Source organism: Microbacterium phyllosphaerae (assembly GCF_017876435.1).
Taxonomy (GTDB): Bacteria; Actinomycetota; Actinomycetes; order Actinomycetales; family Microbacteriaceae; genus Microbacterium; species Microbacterium phyllosphaerae.
This window is the reverse complement of sequence record NZ_JAGIOA010000001.1, coordinates 3,681,734-3,706,774: the sequence shown is the minus strand read 5'-3', so window position 1 is coordinate 3,706,774 and position 25,041 is coordinate 3,681,734. Positions and strand designations below refer to the sequence as shown.

Sequence of the window (25,041 nt, the reverse complement as noted above, 5' to 3'; positions counted from 1 at the left end):
GCTAGAGCACCGACTGCGCGTCCGAGAGCACGCCGCGCAGGATCTGTCCGATCTCGCGGAACTCGGCAGGGCCGATCGTGAGCGGCGGCGCGAGCTGGATCACGGGGTCGCCGCGGTCGTCGGCGCGGCAGTAGAGCCCGGCCTCGAACAGGGCGGGCGACAGGAAGCCGCGCAGCAGTCGCTCGGACTCGTCGTCGTCGAACGTCTCCCTCGTGGCCTTGTCCTTCACCAGCTCGATGCCGAAGAAGTAGCCGTCACCGCGCACGTCTCCGACGATCGGGAGGTCGAGCAGCGTCTCGAGTTCGGCACGGAACAGCGGCGAGTTCTCGCGCACGTGCTCGTTGAGTCCCTCCTCGTCGAAGATCGCGAGGTTCTCGAGTGCGACCGCGGCGGAGACCGGGTGCCCGCCGAACGTGTAACCGTGCGGGAACGACACGTCGCCCTTCGAGAAGGGCTCGTAGATCCGGTCGCTGATGACCGTGGCGCCGATCGGCGAGTAGCCGCTGGTCATGCCCTTGGCGCACGTGATCATGTCGGGCACATAGCCGAGACCGGTGCAGGCGAAGGTGTGGCCGAGTCGACCGAACGCGCAGATGACCTCGTCGGAGACGAGCAGCACATCGTGGCGGTCGCAGATCTCGCGCACCCGGGCGAAGTAGCCGGGAGGCGGCGGGAAGCATCCACCAGAGTTCTGCACCGGTTCGAGGAAGACGGCGGCCACCGTGTCTGCGCCCTCGAACAGGATCATCTCCTCGATGCGGTCGGCGGCCCAACGCCCGAAGGCCTCGAGGTCGTCGCTCGGACCGCCCATCTCGGCCGCGCGGTAGAAGTTGGTGTTCGGCACTCGGAAGCCGCCGGGAGTGACCGGCTCGAACATCGACTTCATCGCAGGGATGCCGGTGATCGCGAGGGCTCCCTGCGGGGTGCCGTGGTAGGCGACCGAGCGCGAGATGACCTTGTGCTTGGTGGGCTTGCCCTGCAGCTTCCAGTAGTGCTTCGCGAGCTTGAACGCGGTCTCGACGGCCTCGCCGCCGCCGGTGGAGAAGAACACGCGGTTGAGGTCGCCGGGGGCCTCGTCGGCGAGCCGGTCGGCGAGTTCGATCGCTGCGGGGTGCGCGTATGACCAGAGCGGGAAGAAGGAGAGCTCGGATGCCTGCTTGGCGGCGGCCTCGGCGAGACGACGGCGACCGTGCCCGGCGTTCACGACGAAGAGCCCGGCGAGGCCGTCGAAGTACTCCTTGCCCTTCGAGTCCCAGATGCGGTGCCCGTCGCCCTTGACGATGATCGGGACGCCGCTCTTCTCCATCGTGGACTGTCGCGTGAAGTGCATCCACAGATGGTCCTTGGCCATCGCCTGGAGTTCGGCCTCGGACGGTGTCGTGCGTTGCGTGCTCATCTGGTCCCCCAGTTGTAGAGCTGCTTCTGCAGCTTGGCGTAGATGAAGGTCTCGGTCGACAGCACCCCGTCGATCGGGCGGATGTGGTCGTTGATCATGGCGAGCAGGTCTTCGTCGTCCTCGCAGACGACCTCGGCGAGGATGTCGAAGGATCCGACCGTGATCACGACGTAGTCGATCGCGGGGATCTCGGCGATGGCCTCGGCGACGATCCGGGTGTCCCCGGAGACCCGGATGCCGATCATCGCCTGCCGGGGAAAGCCCAGCTGCATCGGGTCGGTGACCGCGACGATCTGCATGACACCGGACTCGGTGAGGCGCTGCACACGCTGCCGCACGGCGGCCTCGCTCAGGCCCACCTCGCGGCCGATGTCGGAGTACGAGCGGCGCCCATCCTCCTGGAGCAGCTCGATGATCGTCTTCGCGACATCATCCAGTGGGGGGTGCTTCTTCGAGGACGCCATGATGCGATCCTCGCACCGGAGCGGGCTCTCTTCAACCGATTCCGCAGAATTTCTCGTTCTCTGACGGGGAAACCGCAGAATACCGGGGTTAGGACTCCAGCGGTCCCAGCCACGCGCTCGCCGCGGTGGCGTGCGCCGACTCCGGGTCGGACGGGTGGAAGGCCCCCGCCAGCACATCGCGGTACAAGCGCGAGAGCTCGTTCGACGAGAAGTACGAGCCGCCGCCCGCGACGAGCATGGCCTGATCGACGACGTGCTTCGACATGGTGATGGCGCGGTGTTTGACTCCCGAGAGCAGGGTGAACCAGCGGGCGCCGTTGTCGACCTTCTCGTCGACGTCGCGGGCGAGTGCGGCGATCTGTGGCGGCAGGGCGTCGTACGCGAGGCCCATATCGGCGATCCGCCAGCGGATGTCGGGGTCCTGGCTGTAGGCGGCGCCCGTCTTCTTCGAGCGGCGCTTCTGGGCGGTCTCGACCGCGAGGTCGAGCGCGCGTCGCGCAATGCCGGTGTACACCGAGGCGAGCAGGATCTCGAAGACCGAGAAGATGCCGAACACGATGGGGTCGGGGTTCGGGCCCGGATCGATGCGGCGCACCACGTGGGCGGCATCGGCGACTGCCCCGTTCAGGCGGGTCGTCCTGCTCTGCGTCCCGCGCATGCCGAGGGTGTCCCAGTCGTCACCCGTGACGACCGCATCGGTGCGCTCGACGAAGGCGAACACGAGCTTGGGGGCGTCGGGGCTCGTGGTGTCGAGTCCGTGCAGGCCGAGCCGCGTCCAGACGGGCGCGAGCGAGGTGAAGATCTTGGTGCCGGTGAAGGAGTAGCCGCCGTCGGCGGTCGGCACGGCATCCGTGTCGCTGCCGAACAGCACGAGGTCGTTGCCGCCCTCGCTGATGCCGAACGCGAAGACCTCGCCGGCGACCGCGCCGTCCTGCACGAAGTCGAGGCCGGGGACGCCGCGGTCGGAGAAGACCTTGGCGACGCCCGTCCAGACGAGGTGCATGTTGATGGCGAGGGCCGTCGCCGGCGCCGCCGTGGCGAGGCGCTGCTGCAGGATCGCCGCCTCGGCGAGACCCAGGCCCGCGCCCCCGCGTTCGGTCGGCACGAGGATCGAGAGGTAGCCCGCGTCGCGGAGCTCATCGAGGTCCTGCTGCGGGAACGTGTTGTCGCGGTCGTGGATCGGCGCCCGTTCGCGGATGCGCTCGAGCAGATCGTCGGGGAGGAACGCGGTCGGATCGAACGTGCTCATGCGAGTGCCTCTTCCAGCTGTCGGATGGTCTCCTCGGGCTTGTCGCGGTGCAGCGAGTGCCCCGATCCCGCGACCACCGACATCGTGATGAGCGGGTTCGAGGCGAGCAAACCAGCCGCGACATCGCCGGTGAAGATGCTGTAGACCGCGGGATCCGAGGCGATCACGTGCGTGGGTACGGTCAGACGCGCGGCATCCGCCGTGACATCCCAGGGAGTGTTCTGCCTGCTCGTCTGCTCGACGGCCCAGGCGCTCGTGCGGTGCACCGCGTCGACCTTGAGCTCCCAGTCCTGCGGATGCCAGTGCGGATGCTCCTGCTGCACCAGCTCGACCCGGTTGTCGGCGAACGCGCGCTCCTGGCTCTTGCGCACGATCGTGGCGTCGCGGCCGCCGACGAGGATCGCGGGGTCGAGGAGCACGAGTCGGCGGGTCCACTCGGGGTCGGATGCCGCGGCCACCGTGGCCGAGGCGCCACCGAGCGAGTGGCCGACGACGGCATCCCACGGTCCGCCGCCGTCGGGGAGCGTTGCGACGAGGTCTGCGCCGTAGGCGGCGACCGAGTAGTCGAGGGCTCGAGGGGCGTCTCCGTGGCCGCGCAGATCGATCGCGGTCGCGTGCCGGCCCGCGTCTGCCAGAGCGGTGCCGAGGCGCCACATGAGTGCACCGGACGAGCCGAGTCCGTGCACGAGGAGGACGCGGCGGTCAGACGTCGGGTCTCCCCAGGAGATGCGAGGCAACGAGAGCGGTGCGGGCATGCAGCAAGCCTACGACCGGGATACGCAGGGCAGCTCGGTCGCGGTCACGTGAGGTCAGATCAGCGGAGGCAGGTCGCCGTGCGTCGTGAGCACACGGGCGGCGGCGGCATGCCCGGCGGAGAGGCGGTCGGCGAGGTCGGCGCCGTCGAGGGTCGCGGCGAGGAACCCTGCGGCGAACGCGTCGCCGGCGCCGACCGGCTCGACGACGTCGACGCGCGGAGCGGGCACGAACACCGGCTCGGCGTCACCGCGGAACGCCGTCGCACCGATGTCGCCGTCCTTGACGATCAGCAGACCGCAGTGGGGGAGGTGGGCGCGGATCGCGGCGGGCGTCACGGTGCCCCAGATGCGCTCGGCCTCATCGCGTCCGACGAACGCGATGTCGGCGGCATCCGCGAGGCGGGCCAGCGTCTCTGCGGCATCCTGCATGGTCCACAGCGCGCGACGATCGTTCACGTCGAAGGAGACGAGGGCACCTGCTGCGCGGGCATCGACGGAGAGCTGGTCGACCATCGCGCGGCACGACGGGGAGAGCGCGGGGGTGATGCCGGTGGTGTGCACGATCCGGACGCCGGCGAGCTGTGCGGCGTCGAGGAACCCCGGAGCCATCAGGGAGGCCGCGGAGCCGCGGCGATAGTAGTAGACGGAGGAGGATTCGACGCCGGGATCCTTGAACATGACGCCGGTCGGAGCATCCGCATCGGTCGTGACCCACAGCTCGACGCCTCGACGAGCGAGCTCGGTGGAGATCCGCTCGCCGATCGGGTCGTCGCCGAGACGAGAGGCCCACGCCGCCGTATGCCCGGCTGCGACAAGGCCCACTGCGACGTTGCCCTCGGCGCCCGCGAGCCCGAGAGCTGCCGTCTCGGTCTCGGCGAGCGGTGCGCCGAGTGCCGTGACGAGACCCATGGACTCGCCCACGCAGACGACCTCGGGGGTGGTGGATGCGGGGGAGGGGACAGAGCTCATGAAGGGGTGACCGCCAGGGGTTCGGTGTCGGGGTGGGGACTCGCGTCTCGGTGACGCAGATCGGGGAAGGAGCGGACGAACACGATCGAGACGACGAGTCCGGCCGCCGCGAACAGGGTCGCTGCGAGGTAGGCGCCGCGCGGATCCGTCGCGTCGACGAGGAACCCGGCCACGGCGGATCCGGCGGCAGCCCCGATGAGCTGGCCGGTGCCCGCCCAGCCGAACGCCTCGGCGGTCTCGCTGAACTTGACGCTGGCGGTCGTGATGGCGAACAGCACGGCGAGCGCCGGGGCGATGCCGATGCCGGCGACGATCAGGGTGCCGCCGAGCCAGAACTCGTTGAGAGAGAACATCGTGAGGGCGAGGCCGATCGTGACGATCGTGAGGCGACGGGCCATCGCCCAGGGGCCGATCGGGATGTGCCCGAACGAGAGCCCTCCGGCGAGGCTGCCGACGGCGAACACCGCGAGCACGACGCCGGCTGCGAGGCTGCCGTGCTCGAACGTCGCGACCACTCCGACCTCGACGGCCGAGCAGGCGCCGATGAGCAGGAAGCCGATGATCGTGGCGAGGAGCACCGGAGGCTTGAGAACGACCTTGCCGAGAGCGCTGCGGCTTCGTGGGATGCGCACGCGTCCGACCTCGGGGGAGAGGATGAACCACGCCCCTCCGCCGACGAGGACGACCGCGACGAGGAGCAGTCCCTCCGCGGTGCCCACCTGTGTGGAGACGAGCGTGATCACGACGGGCGCCAGCACCCAGATGATCTCCTGCAGCGAGGCGTCGAGTGAGAACAGGGGGGTGAGCTGCTTGGCGTTGACGAGCTTGGGATAGATGGTGCGCACCGCGGCCTGCACCGGCGGGGTCGAGAGCCCGGCGATCATGCCGAGGACCATGTATCCGGGCACGTTCAGGGGAAGGAACGCGAGTCCGAGCACGGCGATCACACACACGCTGAGCGTGAGGGTCAGCACACGGCGCATGCCCCACGCGCCCATCCAGCGGCTCGTGATGGGGCCGGCGACCGCCTGTCCGACGCTCGTCGCGGCGAGCACGAGCCCGGCGGATCCATACGAGCCGGTCTGCTGCTCCACGTGCAGGAGGATCGCGAGCGAACTCATCCCGTTGGGGAATCGCGCGGTCAGCTGCGCCGCGATCATGCGCGCCACTCCGGGCGTGCGAAGTAGGTCCCGATATCCCGCCACGGGTCAACGCTACCGGGAGCCGGCGACACCGGTCGAAGGGGTGTCTCGGCGACACGCCGCGACACGCCGGAGGTGCGTTTCCACAGAAAATCCGATGTCCGAGGCCGCCCGTATCGTGCCGCCTGTGGATGGATCTCTCACAGGTGCTTCCCAGCCGCGATTTCTCGCGGTTCGGAGGCCTCTCTCAGGGGGTCCGGCCTGTGGAAGAAACGGTGGAGAACCTGTGTTGTAACAGTGGAGAGCGGTGGAAAACTACACGACTGTAACTACTACCCCTAGTGGTCACCCTGAATGTCCGTACCTATATGTAGTATTGAGATCCCGGCGAGGGTCTGCCGGAAAATGCTTGAGAAGAAGAAGCAATCAGAGATTTGAGGGGAAGCGAAAGAATGTCGATCACGGTCTACACCAAGCCGTCCTGCGTCCAGTGCAACGCGACGTACCGCGCGCTCGACGCCAAGGGCATCGAGTACGACATCCTCGACCTGTCGGAGGACCCGACGGCCCTGGAGCAGGTCAAGGCGCTCGGCTACATGCAGGCACCCGTCGTCGTCACCGACGAGGGTCACTGGTCGGGCTTCCGCCCCGACAAGATCGACGAGCTCGCCTCGCGTCTGGCGTGACACCCCATGAGCGCCGTCGCGACCGCTGCGCCGCTCCTGGTCTACTTCTCGAGCACCTCGGGTAACACCGCGCGCTTCGTGGAGAAGCTCGGGCTTCCGGCCCGACGCATTCCCCTTCTCCGTCAGCAGGAAGATCTCGTCATCGACGAGCCCTTCGTGCTGATCACTCCCACCTACGGCGGGGGTGAGGGGCGCGGCGTCGAACGAGGTGCGGTGCCCAAGCAGGTGATCCGGTTCCTCAACGACGAGCGCAACCGGCGACACATCCGCGGAGTGATCTCCGCGGGCAACACCAACTTCGGCGAGTCCTTCTGTCTCGCCGGTGACATCATCAGCCGCAAGTGCAACGTGCCTCACTTGTATCGGCTCGAGATCTTCGGCACACAAGACGATGTTGATCGCGTGAGCGACGGATTGGAGCGACGGTGGGTACCGCAGTTGACGAGCAGGCAGGGACTGACTCAGTGACCGACACGGTGGCGTTCAAGATGAACCCGACCTATGAGGGCCTGGACTACCACGCCCTCAACGCGATGCTGAACCTGTACGACGCGAACGGCAAGATCCAGTTCGACGCCGACAAGCGGGCGGCACGCGAGTACTTCCTGCAGCACGTCAACCAGAACACGGTGTTCTTCCACTCGCTCAAGGAGCGCCTCGACTACCTCGTCGAGAAGGAGTACTACGAGCCGGCCGTGATCGAGCAGTACTCGCTCGAGTTCATCCAGCAGCTCAACGACCTCGCGTACGGCAAGAAGTTCCGCTTCGAGACCTTCCTCGGCGCCTTCAAGTACTACACGAGCTACACGCTGAAGACCTTCGACGGCAAGCGCTACCTCGAGCGCTTCGAAGACCGCGTCGTGATGACGGCCCTCGGCCTCGCAGGCGGAGACGAGAAGCTCGCGGTCGCCCTGGTCGAGGAGATCATCTCCGGACGCTTCCAGCCCGCCACCCCGACCTTCCTCAACTCGGGCAAGGCCCAGCGCGGCGAGCTCGTCAGCTGCTTCCTGCTGCGCATCGAAGACAACATGGAGTCGATCGCCCGCGGCATCAACTCCGCCCTCCAGCTCTCCAAGCGCGGCGGCGGCGTGGCGCTGCTGCTCTCGAACATCCGTGAGGCCGGCGCGCCGATCAAGCAGATCGAGAACCAGTCCTCGGGCATCATCCCCGTGATGAAGCTCCTCGAAGACAGCTTCAGCTACGCCAACCAGCTCGGTGCCCGTCAGGGCGCAGGAGCGGTGTACCTCAACGCGCACCACCCCGACATCATGCGCTTCCTCGACACCAAGCGTGAGAACGCCGACGAGAAGATCCGCATCAAGACGCTGTCGCTCGGTGTCGTCGTTCCGGACATCACGTTCGAGCTCGCCAAGAACGGCGAGGACATGTACCTCTTCTCGCCGTACGACGTCGAGAAGGTCTACGGCGTTCCCTTCGGTGACATCTCGGTCACCGAGAAGTACCGCGAGATGGTCGACAACCCGCGCATCAAGAAGACCAAGATCAACGCGCGCGAGTTCTTCCAGACCATCGCCGAGATCCAGTTCGAGTCGGGCTACCCGTACATCATGTTCGAAGACACGGTGAACAAGGCCAACCCGATCAAGGGCCGCATCAACATGTCCAACCTCTGCAGCGAGATCCTGCAGGTGAACACGCCGACCACCTACAACGACGACCTGTCGTACGACCAGATCGGCAAGGACATCTCCTGCAACCTCGGCTCGATGAACATCGCGCTGTCGATGGATGCCGATGACCTGGGTCAGACGGTCGAGACCGCGATCCGTGCGCTGAGCGCGGTCAGCGACCAGAGCCACATCCGCTCGGTCCGCTCGATCGAAGACGGCAACGACCGCTCGCACGCCATCGGCCTCGGCCAGATGAACCTGCACGGCTTCCTCGCTCGCGAGCACGTGCACTACGGCTCCGAAGAGGGCATCGACTTCACGAACATCTACTTCTACACGGTGCTGTTCCACGCGCTGCGCGCCTCGAACAACATCGCGATCGAGCGCAAGCAGGCCTTCGACGGCTTCGAGGACTCGACGTACGCGTCGGGGGAGTTCTTCGACAAGTACATCGAGCGCGCCTGGGAGCCCGAGACCGAGAAGGTCAAGGAGCTCTTCGCCGGCAAGCACATCCCGACGCAGGCCGACTGGGTGGCGCTGAAGTCGTCGATCCAGGAGCACGGCATCTACAACCAGAACCTGCAGGCGGTGCCGCCGACCGGCTCGATCTCGTACATCAACAACTCGACGTCGTCGATCCACCCGATCGCGTCGAAGATCGAGATCCGCAAGGAAGGCAAGCTCGGCCGCGTCTACTACCCGGCGCCGTTCATGACGAACGACAACCTGGAGTACTACCAGGACGCCTACGAGATCGGCTACGAGAAGGTCATCGACACGTACGCCGCCGCCACGCAGCACGTCGACCAGGGCCTGTCGCTGACGCTGTTCTTCAAGGACACCGCCACGACGCGTGACATCAACAAGGCTCAGATCTACGCATGGCGCAAGGGCATCAAGACGATCTACTACATCCGTCTGCGCCAGATGGCACTGGAGGGCACCGACATGACCGAGTGCGTCTCCTGCATGCTCTGAGCCCGTCACTGAACACGAGAAACGACGAATCATGACTCCCCACCCCCCGATCAAGCTGGTCGACAGCGTTCAGGCGATCAACTGGAACCGCATCATCGACGACAAGGACCTCGAGGTCTGGAACCGTCTGGTGAACAACTTCTGGCTGCCCGAGAAGGTGCCGCTGTCGAACGACATCCAGTCGTGGAACACGCTGACGCCCGACGAGCAGCTGCTCACCATGCGGGTCTTCACGGGTCTGACGCTGCTCGACACGATCCAGGGCACCGTCGGCGCGGTCTCGCTGATCCCGGATGCGATCACCCCGCACGAAGAGGCGGTGTACACGAACATCGCGTTCATGGAGTCGGTGCACGCGAAGAGCTACTCCTCGATCTTCTCGACGCTCGCGTCGACGAAGGAGATCGACGAGGCGTTCCGCTGGTCGACCGAGAATCCGAACCTTCAGAAGAAGGCTCAGATCATCATGGATTACTACCAGGGCGACGACCCGCTCAAGCGCAAGATCGCCTCGACGCTGCTCGAGTCGTTCCTGTTCTACTCGGGCTTCTACCTGCCGATCTACTGGTCGTCGAAGGCGAAGCTCACGAACACCGCCGACCTGATCCGCCTCATCATCCGTGACGAGGCCGTGCATGGGTACTACATCGGATACAAGTTCCAGAAGGGTCTCGAGAACGAGACCGAAGAGCGTCGCCAGGAGCTGAAGGACTACACCTTCAACCTGCTGTTCGAGCTCTACGACAACGAGGTGCAGTACACCCAGGACCTCTACGACGGTGTCGGCCTGACCGAAGACGTCAAGAAGTTCCTGCACTACAACGCCAACAAGGCGCTGATGAACCTCGGCTACGAAGCGATGTTCCCCTCGACCGTGACGAACGTGAACCCGGCGATCCTGTCGGCGCTCTCGCCGAACGCCGACGAGAACCACGACTTCTTCTCGGGCTCGGGCTCCTCCTACGTCATCGGCAAGGCCGAGGCCACGGAAGACGACGACTGGGACTTCTGAGTCACACGCTGAACGACACGAAGGGGGCGGATGCTGCGGCATCCGCCCCCTTCGTCGCGCAGGGCGCCTGCGCGGCTAGGAGAACGGCGCGTCGGTCGCGATCGTCTGGAGGATGCGGTGCGCCAGGCGCATGAACTGCGCCGTCGCGGGGGAGATCGCTCCGTTCCGCCGTGTGACGAAGGCGTAGTGCTCCACGATCGGCGGGTCGAGCGGTGCCCAGGTCAGCCCTCGCGACTCCATCAGGTTTTTGCCCACGTGGTACGACACGAGGGTGTCACCGACGCCTTCGGCGGCGAGCTCGAGCGAATGGGTGTGGAACTCGACTTCCACGATCGGACGGATCACCACGCCGTCGCGCTGGGCGATCTCGGTCAGAGACACCCGCAGAGGATCGTCGTGCGACCAGCGAGCCTCCGACAGAATGAGTGGTCGGTCACCCAGCGATGCGATGTCCACAGGATTTCTCGTGTGATCCGGGTTCCTCGAGACGTACACGACCTGATCACGGAAGACCGATGGCGTCACTTCGAGTTCTCGATCATCGATCGGGAGCTGTACGAGCCCCGCTTCGAGCTCGCCGTTGCGCACGCGATCCGCGACCTCGGACGAGTTGAGCCCGACGACCTCGATCCGCACGCCCGGATACTGACGGTGGAACTCGCGGATGAGTTCCGTCAGCAGGTAGAGGTGTGCGCTGTTGAAGGTGCCGAACGACACGGTGCCTTCTTCTATGGACCGCACGCGACGGCTCCACTCCGCGAACTCGCGCATGTCCGCGAGCACTCGCTCAGCTCGGGGGAGAAGCTGTTTGCCCGCGTCGGTGAGCAGCAATCGACGTGACGTGCGCGTGAAGAGCGCCACCTCGAGAGTTCTCTCGAGCACGCTGATCTGCTCGGACAGGCTGGGCTGCGCGATGTGATTCTCCGCGGCGGCGCCCGCGAAGGTTCCCACTCGCGCGGCAGACACGAAGTACTCGAGCTGGCGGATGGTGGGGAGGGCCATGGTGATCCTTTCTCAAGGCTGAGCCTATGTCTACCATCCCGTACCAAGCATTGCCCTGTTCCACCGCTCCTGGTGCACTGATTCCTAACACCACTCACGGAGGTCAGCGAGATATGCAGGGCACAACAGGAACCGTCGTCGTCACCGGCGCCGCATCAGGAATGGGGCTGGCCACGGCGTCCCTCTTCCTTCGGAACGGATGGACGGTCGTGGGTATCGACATCGTCGCCGGAACAGTCGATGCACCGCATGACGGTCGCTTCCTGCCGGTCGTGGCAGATGTACGGTCGCGCGAGGACATCGTGCGAGCGATCGACGAGGTGCTGTCTCCCGGCGACCTGATCGATGCCGTCGCCAACATCGCCGGCGTGTACCCGCCGACGACCATCGACTCGTACGACGAGGCGATCTATCGCCGCATCTTCGACGTGAACGTCTTCGGTGTCGTCAACGTCATCGCCGCTGTACGTCCCCGTATGGCGGCCGGCGCCGCAGTGGTCAACTTCGCCTCGGTCGATGCATTCGTGGTCTCACCCGGGCAGCTGTTCTACGGTGCGTCGAAGGCCGCCGTGGTGATGCTCACCAAGTCGCTCGCTCTCGAACTCGCGTCCGAAGGCATCCGCGTCAACGGCATCGCGCCGGGCTGGGTGGCGACGCCGGGCAATGCGGCGACCGGACGGATGGAAGCGGCAGCTGCCGGCATCCCACTCGGACGTGTGGCGCAACCCGACGAGATCGCCGAATGGGTGTGGCTTCTCTCCTCCAAAGCCCACGTCGCCTTCATGACCGGTGAGACGATCGTGCTCTCGGGTGGGGACGTCATCCGGTGAACGCCAAGAACACCGTCATCATCACGGGAGCCGCGCGTGGACAGGGGGCGGCGCACGCGTCGTATCTCGCGCGCCACGGCACACGCGTGATCCTGACGGATGTTCTCGATGAGCCGGGCGAGCAGATGGCGGCCGTACTGCGCGCTTCCGGAGCCGATGCGGAGTATCGGCACCTCGATGTGTCCGACGAGGCGGCCTGGGCACATCTGGGCGAGAGCCTGGCAGCGGATCGCGTCCGCGTCCGAGCGCTGGTCAACAACGCCGGGATCCTCCGTCACGCAGAGATCCGAGACACCGCACTCGACGAGTGGAAACTCCACGAGCGGATCAACGTGCACGGGACATTCCTCGGCATCCGCACCATCGGTCCCCTCATCAGTGACGCGGGCGGCGGCGCGATCCTCAACATCTCCTCCACCGCCGCTCTCGTCGGATCGGCGGGATACGGAGCATATGCCGCGTCGAAAGCGGCCGTGGTGGCGCTCTCGAGAGTCGCGGCCGTCGAGCTGGCGCCCCTGGTCCGTGTGAACGTCATCTGCCCCGGTGGTGTCGCGACCACGATGAACGACCACGAGCCATCGGGCGGCAGCAGCACCTCTGCGCCGCTGGGGAGGCGCGCCCGACCTGACGAGATCTCCCCCCTCGTCGACTACCTGATCTCACCCGCATCATCATTCGTCACTGGCTCCGTCTTCACCATCGACGGCGGCCTGACCGCTGTGTGACCGCTCACCCCGCGTCCGCTCAGCGCACCATCCCGTACAGACAGAGAGAAGCATCATGAACACCCGATCCACACTCCACCGTCCGCTCGCCATGCTGGCCGGTATCGGCGTCGCCGTCGCTGCTCTGGCCGGCTGCGCCTCCACCTCGACCGGCTCGAGCGTCGCCGACGACTGCACGCCCGCACACGAAGGGCTGACGACCTACACCGAGGGGACCCTGACCGTGGGCGTTCCCGAGAACCTTCCCTACACCCAGACGAAGGGCACCGATGCCGCCGGCCTCGAGATCGACGTGATCAAGAAGATCGCCGCCGCCGAATGCCTCGATCTCGCGTTCGTGCCGATCACATATGCCAACGGCATCCCGATGATCAGCGAGCAGAAGAAGACCGATCTCATCACTGGCGGTTGGTATGTGACCGAGGCGCGCGCCGAACAGGTCGGATTCACCGCCCCCACCTTCTACGACTCCATGGGGATCATCTCGAAAGAGGGCGTCACCACTGTCGAAGCCCTCGAGGAGATCGGCGCCGTCGGCAGTGTCGCGGGCTTCTCGTGGGAGGCGGATATGAGCGCGGTCCTCGGCAGCGAGCTCAAGACCTACCCCGGGACCGTCGAGACGAAGCAGGATCTCGTGAGCGGTCGCATCCAAGCAGCCCTCGACGGGTATGCCGTCGCCACTGTCGCCTACGCGGACACCGACTTCATCGTGGAGCCCGCTGAGGTCGACGACCGTATCGCCATCACGACGTCGAAGCCGATCATCGCGTTCCCGATCGCCAAGGAGAACACCGACCTCGCGGACGCGATCAGCGAGCACATCGACGGGTTCCGCGAAGACGGCACGCTCGAGAAGATCCTCGCCGACTATGACCTGCCCGCGAGTCTTCTCGTTCCGACTGACGTCGCCGCCACCTCGATCCGCTGACACCTGGTTGGACGCCGGCCACGGTCGGCGTCCAACCCAAGGAGGACTCACATGAACCCCGGACTCATCACCCAGAGCAACGAACTGGCTCACGCCGGTGTCGAGATCTCACACCTGTCCAAGAGCTTCGGCGACAACCTCGTGCTCGACGACATCTCGATGTCCGTGAAGCCCGGAAGCGTCACCGCTCTCATCGGTCCTTCCGGATCAGGCAAGAGCACCCTGCTGCGGTGCGTCAATCTGCTCGAGACCCCGGACGCGGGCAGCGTCACAGTCGGTACGCAGACCATAGACGCCGGAACGACCATCAAAGACCGTGACCTTCTCGCCCTGCGCCGCCAGGTCGGGATGGTGTTCCAGTCGTTCAATCTCTTTCCTCACTACACGGTGCTGCGCAACATCGCCTTCCCGCAGGAGAAGATCCTGGGTCGCAGTCGGGCGGAAGCCGAAGAGCGAGCGATGACCCTGCTCGAGCGCGTCGGCCTCAAGGAGAAGGCGCTGCAGCATCCAGGGCGCTGCTCGGGAGGTCAGCAGCAGCGCATCGCCATCGTCCGCGCGCTCGCGTTGAACCCCCGCGTCATGCTCTTCGACGAGCCGACCAGCGCGCTCGATCCCGAGGTGGGCATCGAGGTTCTGGCAGTCATGCGTGAACTCGCCGACGCGGGCATGACCATGATCGTCGTGACGCACGAGATGCAGTTCGCCCGCGATGTCGGCGACCATCTCGTGGTGATGGCGGAGGGGCACATCATCGAGCAGGGCAATCCCGCCGAGATCATGGCCTCCCCTCGGGAGGAGCGCACCCGGCGGTTCCTCAGCGCCGTCCTGGAGCGCTGACATGAGCGACGTCATCCTCGCTGTGCTCCTCGGGCTGCCGATGACCCTGCTCGTCACGGTCCTCGCGTTCGCGATCGGCGCGGTTCTCGGGTTCCCGATCATGCTGGGCCTGCGGGCTCGATGGAGGCCGCTGAGACTGCTCATCCGGTTCATCGTCGATCTCATACGAGGCATCCCACCCATCGTGTGGCTCTTCCTCATCTACTTCGGGGTGCAGATCGGCGCGGTTCGTTTCGATTCCCTGTCGGCCGCCGTGCTCGGCCTCGGAATCATCGCGAGCGCATACCTCGCCGAGATCTATCGCGGCGGCTTCGCGACATTGCCGCGGGGGCAGTCCGAGGCGGCCGCCGCTCTCGGGCTGGACTCGCGAACGACCTTCGGGCGGATCCTCGCGCCGCAGGCGCTGCGGACATCACTGCCCTCGATCACGACCTACCTGCTGTCCCTGCTCAAGGACTCCTCGATCGCCTCGACGATCGGGGTTGCAGACATGGTGTTCGCGGCGAACATGTTCGCCCGGCAGAACCCCGCCTCCGCCGGCATTCTGCCGTTCTTCGTCGCGGCGGCCGTCTACCTCATCGTCAGCGTTCCCGTCGCGATCCTCGCGCGGCGAATCGACAGCCGGCTACGGAAGGCACAGTGATGGACATCGTCGACTACCTCCCCACCCTCGGTGAAGGGCTGGTCGTCAGCCTGCAGCTGACCGCGCTCTCGGTCGTATTCGGTTACGCGCTCGGACTCGTCTTCGCCCTCGGGGTCACCTCGGTGCGACCGTGGTTGCGTTGGCCGGCTCTCGTCGTGGTCGAGATCGGCCGCGGCATCCCTGCCCTGGTCGTGCTCTACATCGTCTACTTCGGGCTGCCCGCACTGGGCGTGCTGTTCGAGAACTTCGTCGCGGCCGTGCTCGGGCTCACCTTCACCGCCGCGGCATACTCGTCGGAGGTCTTCCGCGCGGGCATCCAATCCGTCCCCCGCGGCCAAGTCGAGGCGTCGTCCGCGCTGGGTCTGCCGCGTCTCACATCGTTCGTGCGGATCGTGCTCCCTCAGGGCATGCGCTCTGCGATACCGGCGCTGATGGGACTCGCCATCATGTCGTTCCAGGCGACCTCGCTCGCCTACTCCATCTCGGTCAACGAGCTCATGAGCCGCGCGTATCAGATGAGCAACATCACGTTCGAATACCTCACGGTGTACCTCATCACGGGGCTGATCTACGCGGCGATCGCGGTGCCCGCGACATGGCTGTCGGTCTTCGTCGAGCATCGCCTCGATCGCGGAGCCGTATGACACGTCCTCGCCACCCTCACGCCACCCACTCCCACGAAGGAAGAACAGTTATGACTCGCTACTGCGTCATCGGAGCCGGTGCTGCCGGAATCTCCGCACTTCAGCAACTGCGGCAGGCCGGCTACGACGTCGACTGCTTCGAGAAGACCGACCGAGTCGGAGGCCACTGGCACACCGACTACGACGCCCTGCACCTCATCACGTCTCGGGACATGACTCACTTCGAGGACTTCCCCATGCCGGCCGACTATCCGCACTTCCCCCGTCGCGACCAGGTGCGCGAGTACCTCGAGTCGTATGCCCGCCATCACGGCCACTACGAGATCATCCGCTTCAACACCGCGGTGATCTCCGTCGTCCCTGTCGCCGCTGACGGTCCGGTCGGGTCGGCGGGATGGACCGTCACCCTCGACACCGGCGAGAGCATCGACTACGACGGTGTGCTCGTCGCCAACGGTCACCTCTGGGATCAGAAGGTCCCGGCCATCGCCTCTGACTTCACCGGCGCGCAGGTGCACTCCGGCTCGTATCGAAACACCGATGACATCGAAGGCCGCCGTGTGCTGGTCGTCGGAGCGGGGAACTCGGGCTGCGATCTGGCCGTGGATGCCGCGCAGCATCGGTACGACGTCGACATGGTCATCCGTGAGGGAACGTACTTCCAGCCGAAGTCCTACTTCGGTGTTCCGCGCCAGGAGGTCGAGTGGATGGCCGAGTTCGCCCCCGACGAGCAGGACCTCATCTCACGCCTGCTCGCGCGCATCGTCATCGGCGAGGCCAAGGACTATCCGGGGCTGCCCGTACCCAGGCATCGGACCCTCGCCGAGGGAAGCACGGTCGTCAACACGCTGCTTCTGTATTGGCTCCAGCACGGACGTGTGAAGATCAGGCCGGGGATCGATCGAATCGCGGGGAAGACAGTGTTCTTCTCGGACGGCACGTCGGGCGAGTACGACACCATCCTGTGGGCCACCGGATTCCACTCGAGCCTTCCGTTCCTCGCCGATGACCTCGTCGAGCGACGGTACGGTGCGCCCCTGCGTTACGCGGGCGGCGTCGTGGCGAAGGGGCTCGAGAAGCTCTACTACATCGGGATGGCGGCACCCCGGGGCCCGCAGATCCCCGTCTACGGCGTCCAGGCGAAGCTCGCGATTCGACTGATCACTCTGCATGAAGCGGATCCCGCTGGCTTCGCGGGCGTCGCCGACTATCTCGGCGGGTTGCAGGATGCAGAACACCGTATCGACATCGTGCGAGCGATCTGGAACGAGCAACTCGAGGACACCGCTCGACTGCTGGATGCATTCGTTGCGGCGCGAACCGCCCCGGCGCGCGAATCGGCGAACGTGTGATGGGCTGACGCCCGATGGTCGGGTCTGAGGGCGAGGAGTGTTTCCTCGCCCTCAGGGTCTCACCTGTGTGGAGAGTGGGGGCCCGCCGGTCAGGCGGGAGCGTCGTTCGGGTCGAGTGAGCGCAGCGCGTCTTCCTCGACCTCGTTGTCGGCCGTCAGCTGATCCTCGGTGTTCTTGTCGCCGCCGAGTGCCGCATCGCGGTCGGGGCTCGCGTCACCCTGGATGGCGCCGCGCGGCGATTCGCCGTGCGAGCTGTCGCCCTGGATCGCGCCGCCCTGGGCTGCGCCCTGAGCGTTGCCGTCTTCGGCCTCGCCCTGGATCGCGCCTCGGGCCGCATCGCCGTGCGAGCTGTCGCCCTGGATGGCGCCACCCTGGGCTGCGCCCTGAGCGTTTCCGTGCAGTTCATCGCGCTCGGTCGATGTCTGTCCGTCCGGGGCGGTGTTGTGCTCCGGGTTCTGCTCGGTCGAACCCTCGGCGGGCTCTTCGGCGTGCGGGGTGCGTCCTGTGTTCTGGTCCATGGTGCGAAGCTACGTCCGCCCCGGCCGTGCGTGGAGGGCATTGACAAACCGCATCCACGCGCTCGGATCGCCGATCCACGCGGTCACGCGATCGACGCGGTCAGAACGCGATCGACGCGCTCAGGCCGCGGTCAGTCCTTCTTTGGCGTGCGGATCGGGGTCGTCACGGCTGCCTCGTCGCTGAACTCCACCGGGTCGGCCTTCTTCTCGATGATGTCGGCCTCGTCGATGATGCTCACCGGCCGTGTCTCATCGAGCGTCATCAGGAAGCGGCTGTTCTCGGACCGATGCAGACGGCCCGAGGTGAACACCCAGATGGCGCCGATCGCGCAGGCGACGAATCCGGCGGTGCCGCCGAGCATGATCGCGCTGCGGGGTCCGAAGGTATCGGCCACCCACCCGGCGATGGGGGCTCCGACCGGTGTCGACCCCATGATGACCGCCATGTACAGCGCGAGCACGCGACCGCGCAGAGCCGGGGTCGTCGTCATCTGCACGTACCCGTTCGCCGTCGTCAGCAGTGTGACGATCATGAAGCCGGTGAACGTGAGCGTGACGGCATAGGAGATGTACGTGGGCATTGCCGCCGACACGAACGCGGCGATGCCGAAGCCGCCGGCCGCGAGGATGACGACCCGCACCCTGGCGCGGTCGCGGCGGGCGGCCAGCAGCGCGCCGGCGAGCGAGCCGATCGCGAGCACCGAGCTCAGCACGCCGTATCCGTCGGCGCCGGCGCCGAACTCGAGCGCCATGGTCGAGGCGAAGATCGGGAAGTTCATGCCGAACGCGCCGATCAGGAAGACGGTCACGAAGACCACGCGCAGATCGCTGCGTCCCCACACATAGCGGAAGCCCTCGGCAAGCCCGCCGGGGCGGCGGTTCTTGAGACGCGGCGCCAACTGCCCGGTGCGCAGCAGGAGCAGCGCGACCAGCATCGCGAGGAAGGTCACGGCGTTCGCGATGAACACCCATCCGGAGCCGATCGCGACGATCAGCAGACCGCCGACCGCGGGGCCGATCATGCGCGCGAGGTTGAAGGATGCCGAGTTGAGGGCGACCGCGTTCGAGGTGTCGCCCGACGAGACCATGTCGGAGACGAACGCCTGCCTGGCCGGTGCGTCGAACGCATTGACGACGCCGAAGGCCGCGGCGAAGCAGAACATCATCGGCAGCGTCATCACACCGTTGAGCAGCAGCACACCCACGGTGATCGCGAGCAGCAGCAGCGCCGACTGTGTGGCCATCAGGATGCGCCGGCGCTCGAACCGGTCGGCGACCCAGCCTGTCAGACTCACGAGCACGAGCGGCGGGCCGAACTGCAGCGCCATGGTGACGCCCATCGCGGCGGCGTCGTTATCGGTGAGCTCGGTGAGCACCACCCAGTCCTGGGCGGTGGCCTGCATCCACCCACCGATGTTCGAGACGAGGGCTCCGGCGAACCAGATGCGGTAGTTGATGTTCGAGAACGAACGGAACATCGCGCTCATCGATCGACCACCTTTCGCATCAGGGCGCTGGCTTCTCTCAGAGTCGCGAGCTCTTCCTCGGTGAAGTCGAGTTCGCCGAGCATCTCGGCCAGCAGCTCGTCGCGGCGCGCGATGGTCTGCGCCACGATCTCGGTGCCCGCGTCGGTGATGTCGACCTGCACACGTCGCCGGTCTTCGGCATCCGGAGTGCGGAGAACGTAGCCCTGCTCTTCGAGCCCGTTGATCATGCTCGTCATCGACGGGGCGGTGACCCGTTCGCGCTCGGCAAGGGCGGTGATCGTGCGGCGCCCGTGCATGCGCAGGGTGGCGAGCACCGCGAGCTGCGCATCGCTCATCGCGTCGACGGCTCGGGCGCATCGCAGGCGCCGTGCGAGTCGGAACGTCGCCATGCGCAGGTCTGTCGCGGTGAGGTGGAGGGCTTCATCAGACGCAGACATTACTTAGACAGTCTAAGTAATTTGCGCAGGAATCGGAAGCCGGATGCCGAGGTGCCCGCCGACCACAGGCCAGAATGGACGGATGACCCGCGCCCTCGCCATCGAAATCGCCGTCCAGGACCCGACCGGAGTACGCATCGCCGGGACGGTCGGTGCCGCGCGCGTCGAACTCGCTCAGGCTCTCGCTCTCGGCGGCCTCACTCCGTCGCCGGCGACTCTGGATCTGTCGATCGACGCGGCACGGGCCGTGGGGGTGGAGGTGCACGTGCTCGTCCGGCCCCGGGCCGGCGGCTTCGTCTACTCCGCCGATGAGATCGCCGTCGCGGAGGCCGATGTCCGTCGCGCGATCGAGGCGGGTGCCCACGGCGTCGTGATCGGCGCCCTCGATGATGAAGGGCAGCTCGACATCCCCGCCATGCGTCGGCTCCGCGATGCCGCGGGCGGAGCATCCGTCACCCTCCACCGTGCGATCGACGTGACCGCTGACCCTGTCGCCACCCTCGTCGCCGCACGCTCGCTCGGCCTCCGCCGCGTGCTCACCTCCGGTGGCGCGTCCACCGCGATCGAGGGGGTCGAGACCCTCCGCGCGCTGGTCGCAGAAGCCGCGGGAGAGATCGAGATCATGGCAGGCAGTGGAGTGGATGCCTCCAGCGCCGCCGCGCTCGCCGCCACCGGCGTGGACGCCCTGCACTTCTCTGCCAAGCGCCCGGTGCGCGAAGACGGCGGGGTGCGCATGGGCTCGGCATCCGATGGCGTGGGCGGCTACGAGGTCACCGACCTCGAGATCGCCCAGGGAGTCATCGCCGCGCTCGGCGCCTGACCTTCGCGGCTGGCGCGGGACCGGCCGCGCCGCGGGCGCTCGGCCTGACGCTCGCCGCGCACTCTCAGTACAGTGGGGGCGTGACGGATACGCGTGAGTTCACGGATGCTGACGGCATCGCCATCGTCTACGACGTCCACGAGGCGGAGGGTGATGCGCGGGGAGTCGTGCAGCTGCTGCACGGTGTCGGCGAGCATGCCGGTCGCTACGGGGCGCTGATCGCCGCGCTCACCGGGGCCGGGTTCCACGTCTACGCCGACGACCACCGCGGCCACGGTCGCACCGGCATCCGCCAGCACGGTGGCCCGGCGAAGCTGGGTCGACTCGGCAAGGGCGGTCTGATGGCCGCCAAGGATGCGGTCTGGCAGCTCACCGGAATCATCAAGGACGAGCATCCCGATCTTCCGCTCGTGCTGCTGGGGCACTCGTGGGGCTCTTTCCTCGCGCAGATGCTCGTGAACGACCACCCCGAGGCCTGGGACGCCGTGATCCTCTCGGGCTCGGCGCTGCGGATGCCCGGATCGCTGAACGCCGCGCCGCTGAACGCCCGCTGGGCGGGGCCCGAGGCGACGGGTCTCGAGTGGCTCAGCCGCGACCCCGCCGTGTGGAAGGCGTTCGACGAGGACCCGCTCACCACTGACGTGCCGCTGCTCAAACTCTTCGGACCGATCGAGGCCGCCAAGCTCTACGGTCGTCCCCGCAAGGACCTCGGCCGCGACATCCCGATGCTGCTGCTCGTCGGCCGCGACGACTCCGTCGGCGGACCCCGCAGCGTGCACAAGCTCGCCGACGAGTACCGCACGCGCTCGGGCCTCACCGACATCACGACGCTCGTCTATCCGGACGCCCGCCACGAGATCTTCGCCGAGCTGCAGCAGGACGAGGTTCGCGCCGACGTGCTGTCGTGGCTCGACACGCACATCCCCGCTCGCTGAGCCGCGTACGACCCGCCCGCGCGTCCGCGTGTTACGTCCCGTGAACGGGTGTTACAGCGGGTGAATCCGCGTGACGCCGACCCAACATATCGGTCTCTCCTCCGCATAGATTCGCGGCGAGAGGGAGGTGCGTGGTGGGTTTCGAAGACGACTGGCGGGCGTGGCATGAGTCGCGCGAGCGGTACGCCGGCGCCGAGTACGGCCCTGCGGCACTCGAGTCGACGAACTGGCTCATCACCGAACCGGCTGCCGTCGAGGGGGTTCCGGGGCTGTGGGCGCTCACGGGAGACGGAGGGATCCGCGGCAGCGATCTCGGTACGTCGGGGTCGGTCGTCACCCTCCGCGGCAGCGAATCGCTGCGGCTCGGGCGTCGGGAGCTGCGCGTGTTCGACCGGCGCGGCAGCGTCGCGCTGCGGGTGTTCAACCCGAGGCGGCCCGAACGCGAACGGTTCAGTGCCATCGACGCGTATCCGCCTCGGGAGGGCTGGCGGATCGCGGCGGTGTTCGAGCCCACGCCGGGGGAGACGATCACCGTCACCTCGATCGACGGACGCTCGCACGACTCCGACCTCGCAGGGCGGCTGCGCTTCACGCTGGACGGGGTCGCCGTGACGCTGTCGGCCACTCGCACGCCGCAGGGTAGTCTGACCGCGGTCTTCGCCGACGGCACCAACGGCACCGAGACCTACCGGTTCCGGTTCCTGCCGATCGAGGAGCCGGCCGCAGACGGATCCGCGGTGATCGACTTCAACCGGGCCTACCTGCCCCCGTGCGCGTTCTCGGATCAGTACGTGTGCCCCCAGCCGCCGGCAGGCAACCGGTTCTCGGCCCCGATCCGGGCGGGAGAGCGAGCGGTCGTCCTCGGTCGCTGAATCGTCGGCGCACCGAGCCTGCGCGACGCGCTCGCCTTAAGCTGTAACCGTGCACGGTGAATACAAGGTCCCTGGAGGAAAGCTCGTCGTCGTCGACCTCGAGGTCGAGGACGACAGGATCGTCCGTTTCCGGCTCGCCGGCGATTTCTTCCTCGAACCCGACACGGCACTCGACGACATCAACGCGGCGGTCTCCGGGCTGCCGGTCGAGACGGATGCCACGGCCATCGCCGCCGCCGTCCGCGGCGCTCTTCCCGACGGCGCGCAGCTGCTGGGCTTCACGCCCGAGGCGGTCGGCACCGCGGTGCGCCGCGCTCTCGTGACCGCCCCCGGGTGGAACGATTTCGACTGGGAGATCGTGCACGAGAAGGCCGTCTCTCCTCGCATGAACCTCGCGCTCGACGAGGTGCTCACCTCGCGCGTGGGCGAAGGGCGACGCCGCCCGACCCTCCGCATCTGGGAGTGGGACCAGTCAGCCGTGGTCATCGGCTCGTTCCAGTCGTACCGCAACGAGGTCGACCCCGAGGGAGCCGCACGCCACGGCTTCGACGTCGTCCGCCGCATCTCGGGCGGTGGCGCGATGCTCATGGCCGCGGGCCAGATCATCACGTACTCGCTCTACGTCCCGGCATCCCTCGTGCAGGGCATGACGTTCGCCGACTCGTATGCCTTCCTCGACGACTGGGTGCTGCAGGCGCTGCGGTCGCTCGGGATCGACGCGATCTACCAGCCGCTCAACGACATCGCCAGCTCGTCGGGCAAGATCGGCGGAGCCGCCCAGAAGCGCCTTGCCAACGGGGGAGTGCTGCACCACGCGACCCTCTCGTACGACATCGACGGTCAGATGATGACCGAGGTGCTGCGCATCGGCCGCGAGAAGCTCAGCGACAAGGGCACGACATCGGCCGCGAAGCGCGTCGATCCACTGCGCAGCCAGACCGGTCTCGCGCGGGCCGAGATCATCGAGCGCTTCAAAGACACGTTCCGCTTGCTGACCTCCGCGGAAGACGGGGCGATCACCGCCGATGAGTATGCCGATGCCGAGGCGCTGGTGGAGTCGAAGTTCGCCACCGACGCGTGGCTGCAGCGGGTTCCGTGACCGACCCCGCTTCTGCGCCTGAGGCAGCACGGGAGGATCCGGCCCCCGTCGATCCTGTCGTCGTCCGAGGCGATGTCTCGATTCTCCAGGGCGACAACCTCGCCGCAGCGGCGACTCTGCCGTCGGCATCCTTCACCCTCGTGTACCTCGACCCACCCTTCAATACCGGCCGCGCACAGGAGCGGCAGGTCGTCACCGCCCGTCGCACGTTCACGACTCCGGACGAGCCGGATGCGGATGCGGATGCCGTGGCCGCCCCGGTCGTGCTGAGCCCTGAACCGGCGATGCCGCCCTCCGAAGTCCGGCACGGGTTCCATGGCCACGCGTACGAGCGAGTGCGTGGGATGCTGCGCGCGTACGACGACCGCTTCGACGACTACGGGGCCTTCCTGATGCCTCGGCTCGAAGAGGCGTGGCGGCTGCTCGCCGATGACGGCACGCTGTACCTGCACCTCGACTACCGCGAGGCGCACTACGCCAAGGTGATGCTCGATGCGGTGTTCGGTCGCGATTGCTTCCTCAACGAGCTCATCTGGGCCTATGACTACGGAGCGAAGTCGCGCCGTCGCTGGCCGACCAAGCACGACACGATCCTCGTGTACGTCAAGAATCCGCGCGACTACGTGTTCAACGCCGACGACATCGACCGCGAGCCGTACATGGCCCCGGGGTTGGTGACCGCCGAGAAGGCCGCCCGCGGCAAGCTGCCCACCGACGTGTGGTGGCACACGATCGTCCCGACGACCGGACGCGAGAAGACCGGCTACCCGACGCAGAAGCCCGAGGGCATCCTCCGGCGCATCGTGCGCGCATCCAGCCGCCCCGGCGACCGCGTGCTCGACCTCTTCGCCGGCAGCGGCACGACCGGCGCCGTCGCCTCGGCACTCGGTCGCGACGCGGTGCTCGTCGACGACAACCCCGAGGCGGTTCGCGTGATGACCGAGCGGATGCCGCACGCCGAGGTCACGCGGGTCGGCGAGTAGTCCACAGCCCCCTGTCGGACCTGTCGAAGGCTGGTATTACCAGTTATACTCTCCCCATGAAGACTGCGATCTCAGTGCCGGACGGCGACTTCGCGCGCTTCGAGCGGCTCGCTGCGCGACACGGAATGAACCGGTCGGAGTTCTTCCAGCTCGCCGGGCGCCGTCTCGCCGATGAGCTGGAAGGCTCGTCCGATCTGACCCGGATCGGGAATCAGATCCTGGCCCAGGCGGGCAGCGACGCAGAGGATGAACTGTTCGTTCGTGCGAACGAGCAGCGGCTGCGCGAAGACTCCGACTGGTGATCCGCCGCGGCGACATCGTCTGGGTCGATTTCGGGGTTCCGCGCGGCTCGGAGCCGGCGAAAGTGCGACCATCCGTCGTTGTGCAAGAGGACTGGCTGCTCGATACGCACATCAACAACGTCCTCGTCGTGCCCCTGACGTCGAACACCGCTCTCGAGGGATTTCCCGGCAACGTTCTGGTGCCGGCCGCCGCGTCAGGACTCGATCGTGACTCGGTGGCGAATGTCAGTCAGATCGGTCCGGTCACGCGCGAGTTCGTCGACGACTATCCGGCCGGCCACCTCGCGCCCTATCTGATGGCGCAGATCGCCACCGGCATCCGTCTCGTTCTGGGAGTCTGATCAT

Annotated in this window: 28 protein-coding genes; 18 read left to right on the top strand and 10 right to left on the bottom strand. The window is 66.8% G+C overall.

The window, feature by feature from the left end; translation table 11 throughout:
* Window position 1 precedes the first annotated feature (1 nt).
* From JOF42_RS17660 to JOF42_RS17635, 6 genes are all read right to left on the bottom strand, one after another.
* Window positions 2-1,396 carry an aspartate aminotransferase family protein gene (locus JOF42_RS17660; RefSeq protein WP_210099000.1) on the bottom strand — a complete coding sequence of 465 codons (1,395 nt, stop codon included), beginning with the start codon at window positions 1,394-1,396 and terminating at the stop codon, window positions 2-4.
* Window positions 1,393-1,860, bottom strand: coding sequence for an Lrp/AsnC family transcriptional regulator (locus JOF42_RS17655; protein ID WP_210098999.1), 468 nt, complete (start codon window positions 1,858-1,860; stop codon window positions 1,393-1,395). The genes JOF42_RS17660 and JOF42_RS17655 overlap by 4 nt, the downstream gene beginning before the upstream one ends.
* 88 nt (window positions 1,861-1,948) lie before the next feature.
* Window positions 1,949-3,109 carry an acyl-CoA dehydrogenase family protein gene (locus tag JOF42_RS17650; RefSeq protein WP_210098998.1) on the bottom strand — a complete coding sequence of 387 codons (1,161 nt, stop codon included), beginning with the start codon at window positions 3,107-3,109 and terminating at the stop codon, window positions 1,949-1,951.
* Window positions 3,106-3,864, bottom strand: coding sequence for an alpha/beta fold hydrolase (locus JOF42_RS17645; protein WP_210098997.1), 759 nt, complete (start codon window positions 3,862-3,864; stop codon window positions 3,106-3,108). Before JOF42_RS17645 ends, JOF42_RS17650 begins: the two co-directional genes overlap by 4 nt.
* A gap of 54 nt (window positions 3,865-3,918) precedes the next feature.
* The gene (locus JOF42_RS17640; protein ID WP_210098996.1) at window positions 3,919-4,833 is read right to left on the bottom strand and encodes a sugar kinase; all 915 of its coding nucleotides are present in this window, start codon (window positions 4,831-4,833) and stop codon (window positions 3,919-3,921) included.
* Window positions 4,830-6,038 (bottom strand): MFS transporter, encoded by a 1,209-nt coding sequence (locus JOF42_RS17635; protein WP_210098995.1) that lies wholly within the window; start codon window positions 6,036-6,038, stop codon window positions 4,830-4,832. The genes JOF42_RS17640 and JOF42_RS17635 overlap by 4 nt, the downstream gene beginning before the upstream one ends.
* A 389-nt stretch (window positions 6,039-6,427) precedes the next feature.
* On the opposite strand from JOF42_RS17635, the gene nrdH reads away from it, so the two are divergent.
* The 4 genes from nrdH to nrdF are packed head-to-tail and all read left to right on the top strand — an operon-like array spanning window position 6,428 to window position 10,282.
* Complete coding sequence (gene nrdH / locus JOF42_RS17630) at window positions 6,428-6,661, top strand: glutaredoxin-like protein NrdH (RefSeq protein ID WP_210098994.1); 234 nt, start codon at window positions 6,428-6,430, stop codon at window positions 6,659-6,661.
* A 6-nt stretch (window positions 6,662-6,667) separates the two neighbouring features.
* Complete coding sequence (gene nrdI / locus JOF42_RS17625; protein WP_210098993.1) at window positions 6,668-7,129, top strand: class Ib ribonucleoside-diphosphate reductase assembly flavoprotein NrdI; 462 nt, start codon at window positions 6,668-6,670, stop codon at window positions 7,127-7,129.
* Between the two features lie 20 nt (window positions 7,130-7,149).
* The gene (gene nrdE / locus JOF42_RS17620; protein ID WP_056517749.1) at window positions 7,150-9,270 is read left to right on the top strand and encodes a class 1b ribonucleoside-diphosphate reductase subunit alpha; all 2,121 of its coding nucleotides are present in this window, start codon (window positions 7,150-7,152) and stop codon (window positions 9,268-9,270) included.
* 31 nt (window positions 9,271-9,301) lie between these two features.
* Window positions 9,302-10,282, top strand: a complete 981-nt coding sequence (gene nrdF, locus JOF42_RS17615) for a class 1b ribonucleoside-diphosphate reductase subunit beta (RefSeq protein ID WP_045253201.1) — start codon at window positions 9,302-9,304, stop codon at window positions 10,280-10,282.
* 75 nt (window positions 10,283-10,357) lie between these two features.
* Here the strand turns inward: nrdF and JOF42_RS17610 are convergent, their stop codons facing one another.
* Window positions 10,358-11,284, bottom strand: a complete 927-nt coding sequence (locus tag JOF42_RS17610; protein ID WP_210098992.1) for a LysR family transcriptional regulator — start codon at window positions 11,282-11,284, stop codon at window positions 10,358-10,360.
* A 113-nt stretch (window positions 11,285-11,397) separates the two neighbouring features.
* Here JOF42_RS17610 and JOF42_RS17605 point away from each other — a divergent pair, with 113 nt between their 5' ends.
* From JOF42_RS17605 to JOF42_RS17575, 7 genes are read left to right on the top strand one after another with little or no spacing between them, the layout of a single operon-like run.
* Window positions 11,398-12,114, top strand: coding sequence for an SDR family NAD(P)-dependent oxidoreductase (locus tag JOF42_RS17605; RefSeq protein WP_210098991.1), 717 nt, complete (start codon window positions 11,398-11,400; stop codon window positions 12,112-12,114).
* Window positions 12,111-12,839 (top strand): SDR family NAD(P)-dependent oxidoreductase, encoded by a 729-nt coding sequence (locus tag JOF42_RS17600; RefSeq protein WP_210098990.1) that lies wholly within the window; start codon window positions 12,111-12,113, stop codon window positions 12,837-12,839. The genes JOF42_RS17605 and JOF42_RS17600 overlap by 4 nt, the downstream gene beginning before the upstream one ends.
* 55 nt (window positions 12,840-12,894) lie before the next feature.
* Entirely contained in the window at window positions 12,895-13,767 is an 873-nt protein-coding gene (locus JOF42_RS17595) for a substrate-binding periplasmic protein (protein ID WP_210098989.1), read from the top strand.
* Window positions 13,768-13,818: 51 nt separating this feature from the next.
* On the top strand, window positions 13,819-14,604 hold the full coding sequence (locus JOF42_RS17590; protein WP_210098988.1) for an amino acid ABC transporter ATP-binding protein: 786 nt from the start codon (window positions 13,819-13,821) through the stop codon (window positions 14,602-14,604).
* Between the two features lies 1 nt (window position 14,605).
* Complete coding sequence (locus tag JOF42_RS17585; RefSeq protein ID WP_210098987.1) at window positions 14,606-15,247, top strand: amino acid ABC transporter permease; 642 nt, start codon at window positions 14,606-14,608, stop codon at window positions 15,245-15,247.
* Complete coding sequence (locus JOF42_RS17580; protein ID WP_210098986.1) at window positions 15,247-15,891, top strand: amino acid ABC transporter permease; 645 nt, start codon at window positions 15,247-15,249, stop codon at window positions 15,889-15,891. Before JOF42_RS17585 ends, JOF42_RS17580 begins: the two co-directional genes overlap by 1 nt.
* Window positions 15,892-15,941: 50 nt before the next feature.
* Window positions 15,942-17,243 carry a flavin-containing monooxygenase gene (locus tag JOF42_RS17575; RefSeq protein ID WP_210098985.1) on the top strand — a complete coding sequence of 434 codons (1,302 nt, stop codon included), beginning with the start codon at window positions 15,942-15,944 and terminating at the stop codon, window positions 17,241-17,243.
* An 89-nt stretch (window positions 17,244-17,332) separates the two neighbouring features.
* Here the strand turns inward: JOF42_RS17575 and JOF42_RS17570 are convergent, their stop codons facing one another.
* From JOF42_RS17570 to JOF42_RS17560, 3 genes are all read right to left on the bottom strand, one after another.
* Window positions 17,333-17,761: a hypothetical protein gene (locus JOF42_RS17570; RefSeq protein WP_210098984.1), complete on the bottom strand. Its 429-nt coding sequence runs from the start codon at window positions 17,759-17,761 to the stop codon at window positions 17,333-17,335.
* Between the two features lie 131 nt (window positions 17,762-17,892).
* Entirely contained in the window at window positions 17,893-19,239 is a 1,347-nt protein-coding gene (locus JOF42_RS17565; RefSeq protein WP_210099267.1) for an MFS transporter, read from the bottom strand.
* 5 nt (window positions 19,240-19,244) lie between these two features.
* A complete protein-coding gene (locus JOF42_RS17560; RefSeq protein ID WP_210098983.1) occupies window positions 19,245-19,685 on the bottom strand; it encodes a MarR family winged helix-turn-helix transcriptional regulator in 441 nt (146 codons plus the stop codon).
* A gap of 82 nt (window positions 19,686-19,767) precedes the next feature.
* On the opposite strand from JOF42_RS17560, the gene JOF42_RS17555 reads away from it, so the two are divergent.
* From JOF42_RS17555 to JOF42_RS17525, 7 genes are all read left to right on the top strand, one after another.
* Window positions 19,768-20,505, top strand: a complete 738-nt coding sequence (locus JOF42_RS17555; RefSeq protein WP_210098982.1) for a copper homeostasis protein CutC — start codon at window positions 19,768-19,770, stop codon at window positions 20,503-20,505.
* 80 nt (window positions 20,506-20,585) lie between these two features.
* Window positions 20,586-21,440 (top strand): alpha/beta fold hydrolase, encoded by an 855-nt coding sequence (locus JOF42_RS17550; protein WP_210098981.1) that lies wholly within the window; start codon window positions 20,586-20,588, stop codon window positions 21,438-21,440.
* Between the two features lie 131 nt (window positions 21,441-21,571).
* Window positions 21,572-22,312, top strand: a complete 741-nt coding sequence (locus tag JOF42_RS18255; RefSeq protein WP_259163029.1) for a DUF1684 domain-containing protein — start codon at window positions 21,572-21,574, stop codon at window positions 22,310-22,312.
* Window positions 22,313-22,361: 49 nt separating this feature from the next.
* Window positions 22,362-23,411 carry a lipoate-protein ligase LplAB gene (gene lplAB, locus JOF42_RS17540; protein ID WP_210098980.1) on the top strand — a complete coding sequence of 350 codons (1,050 nt, stop codon included), beginning with the start codon at window positions 22,362-22,364 and terminating at the stop codon, window positions 23,409-23,411.
* On the top strand, window positions 23,408-24,394 hold the full coding sequence (locus JOF42_RS17535; protein ID WP_210098979.1) for a DNA-methyltransferase: 987 nt from the start codon (window positions 23,408-23,410) through the stop codon (window positions 24,392-24,394). Before lplAB ends, JOF42_RS17535 begins: the two co-directional genes overlap by 4 nt.
* 56 nt (window positions 24,395-24,450) lie before the next feature.
* On the top strand, window positions 24,451-24,696 hold the full coding sequence (locus JOF42_RS17530; RefSeq protein WP_210098978.1) for a CopG family transcriptional regulator: 246 nt from the start codon (window positions 24,451-24,453) through the stop codon (window positions 24,694-24,696).
* Window positions 24,693-25,037 carry a type II toxin-antitoxin system PemK/MazF family toxin gene (locus JOF42_RS17525; protein ID WP_307803640.1) on the top strand — a complete coding sequence of 115 codons (345 nt, stop codon included), beginning with the start codon at window positions 24,693-24,695 and terminating at the stop codon, window positions 25,035-25,037. Before JOF42_RS17530 ends, JOF42_RS17525 begins: the two co-directional genes overlap by 4 nt.
* The last annotated feature ends 4 nt before the right edge of the window (window positions 25,038-25,041 follow it).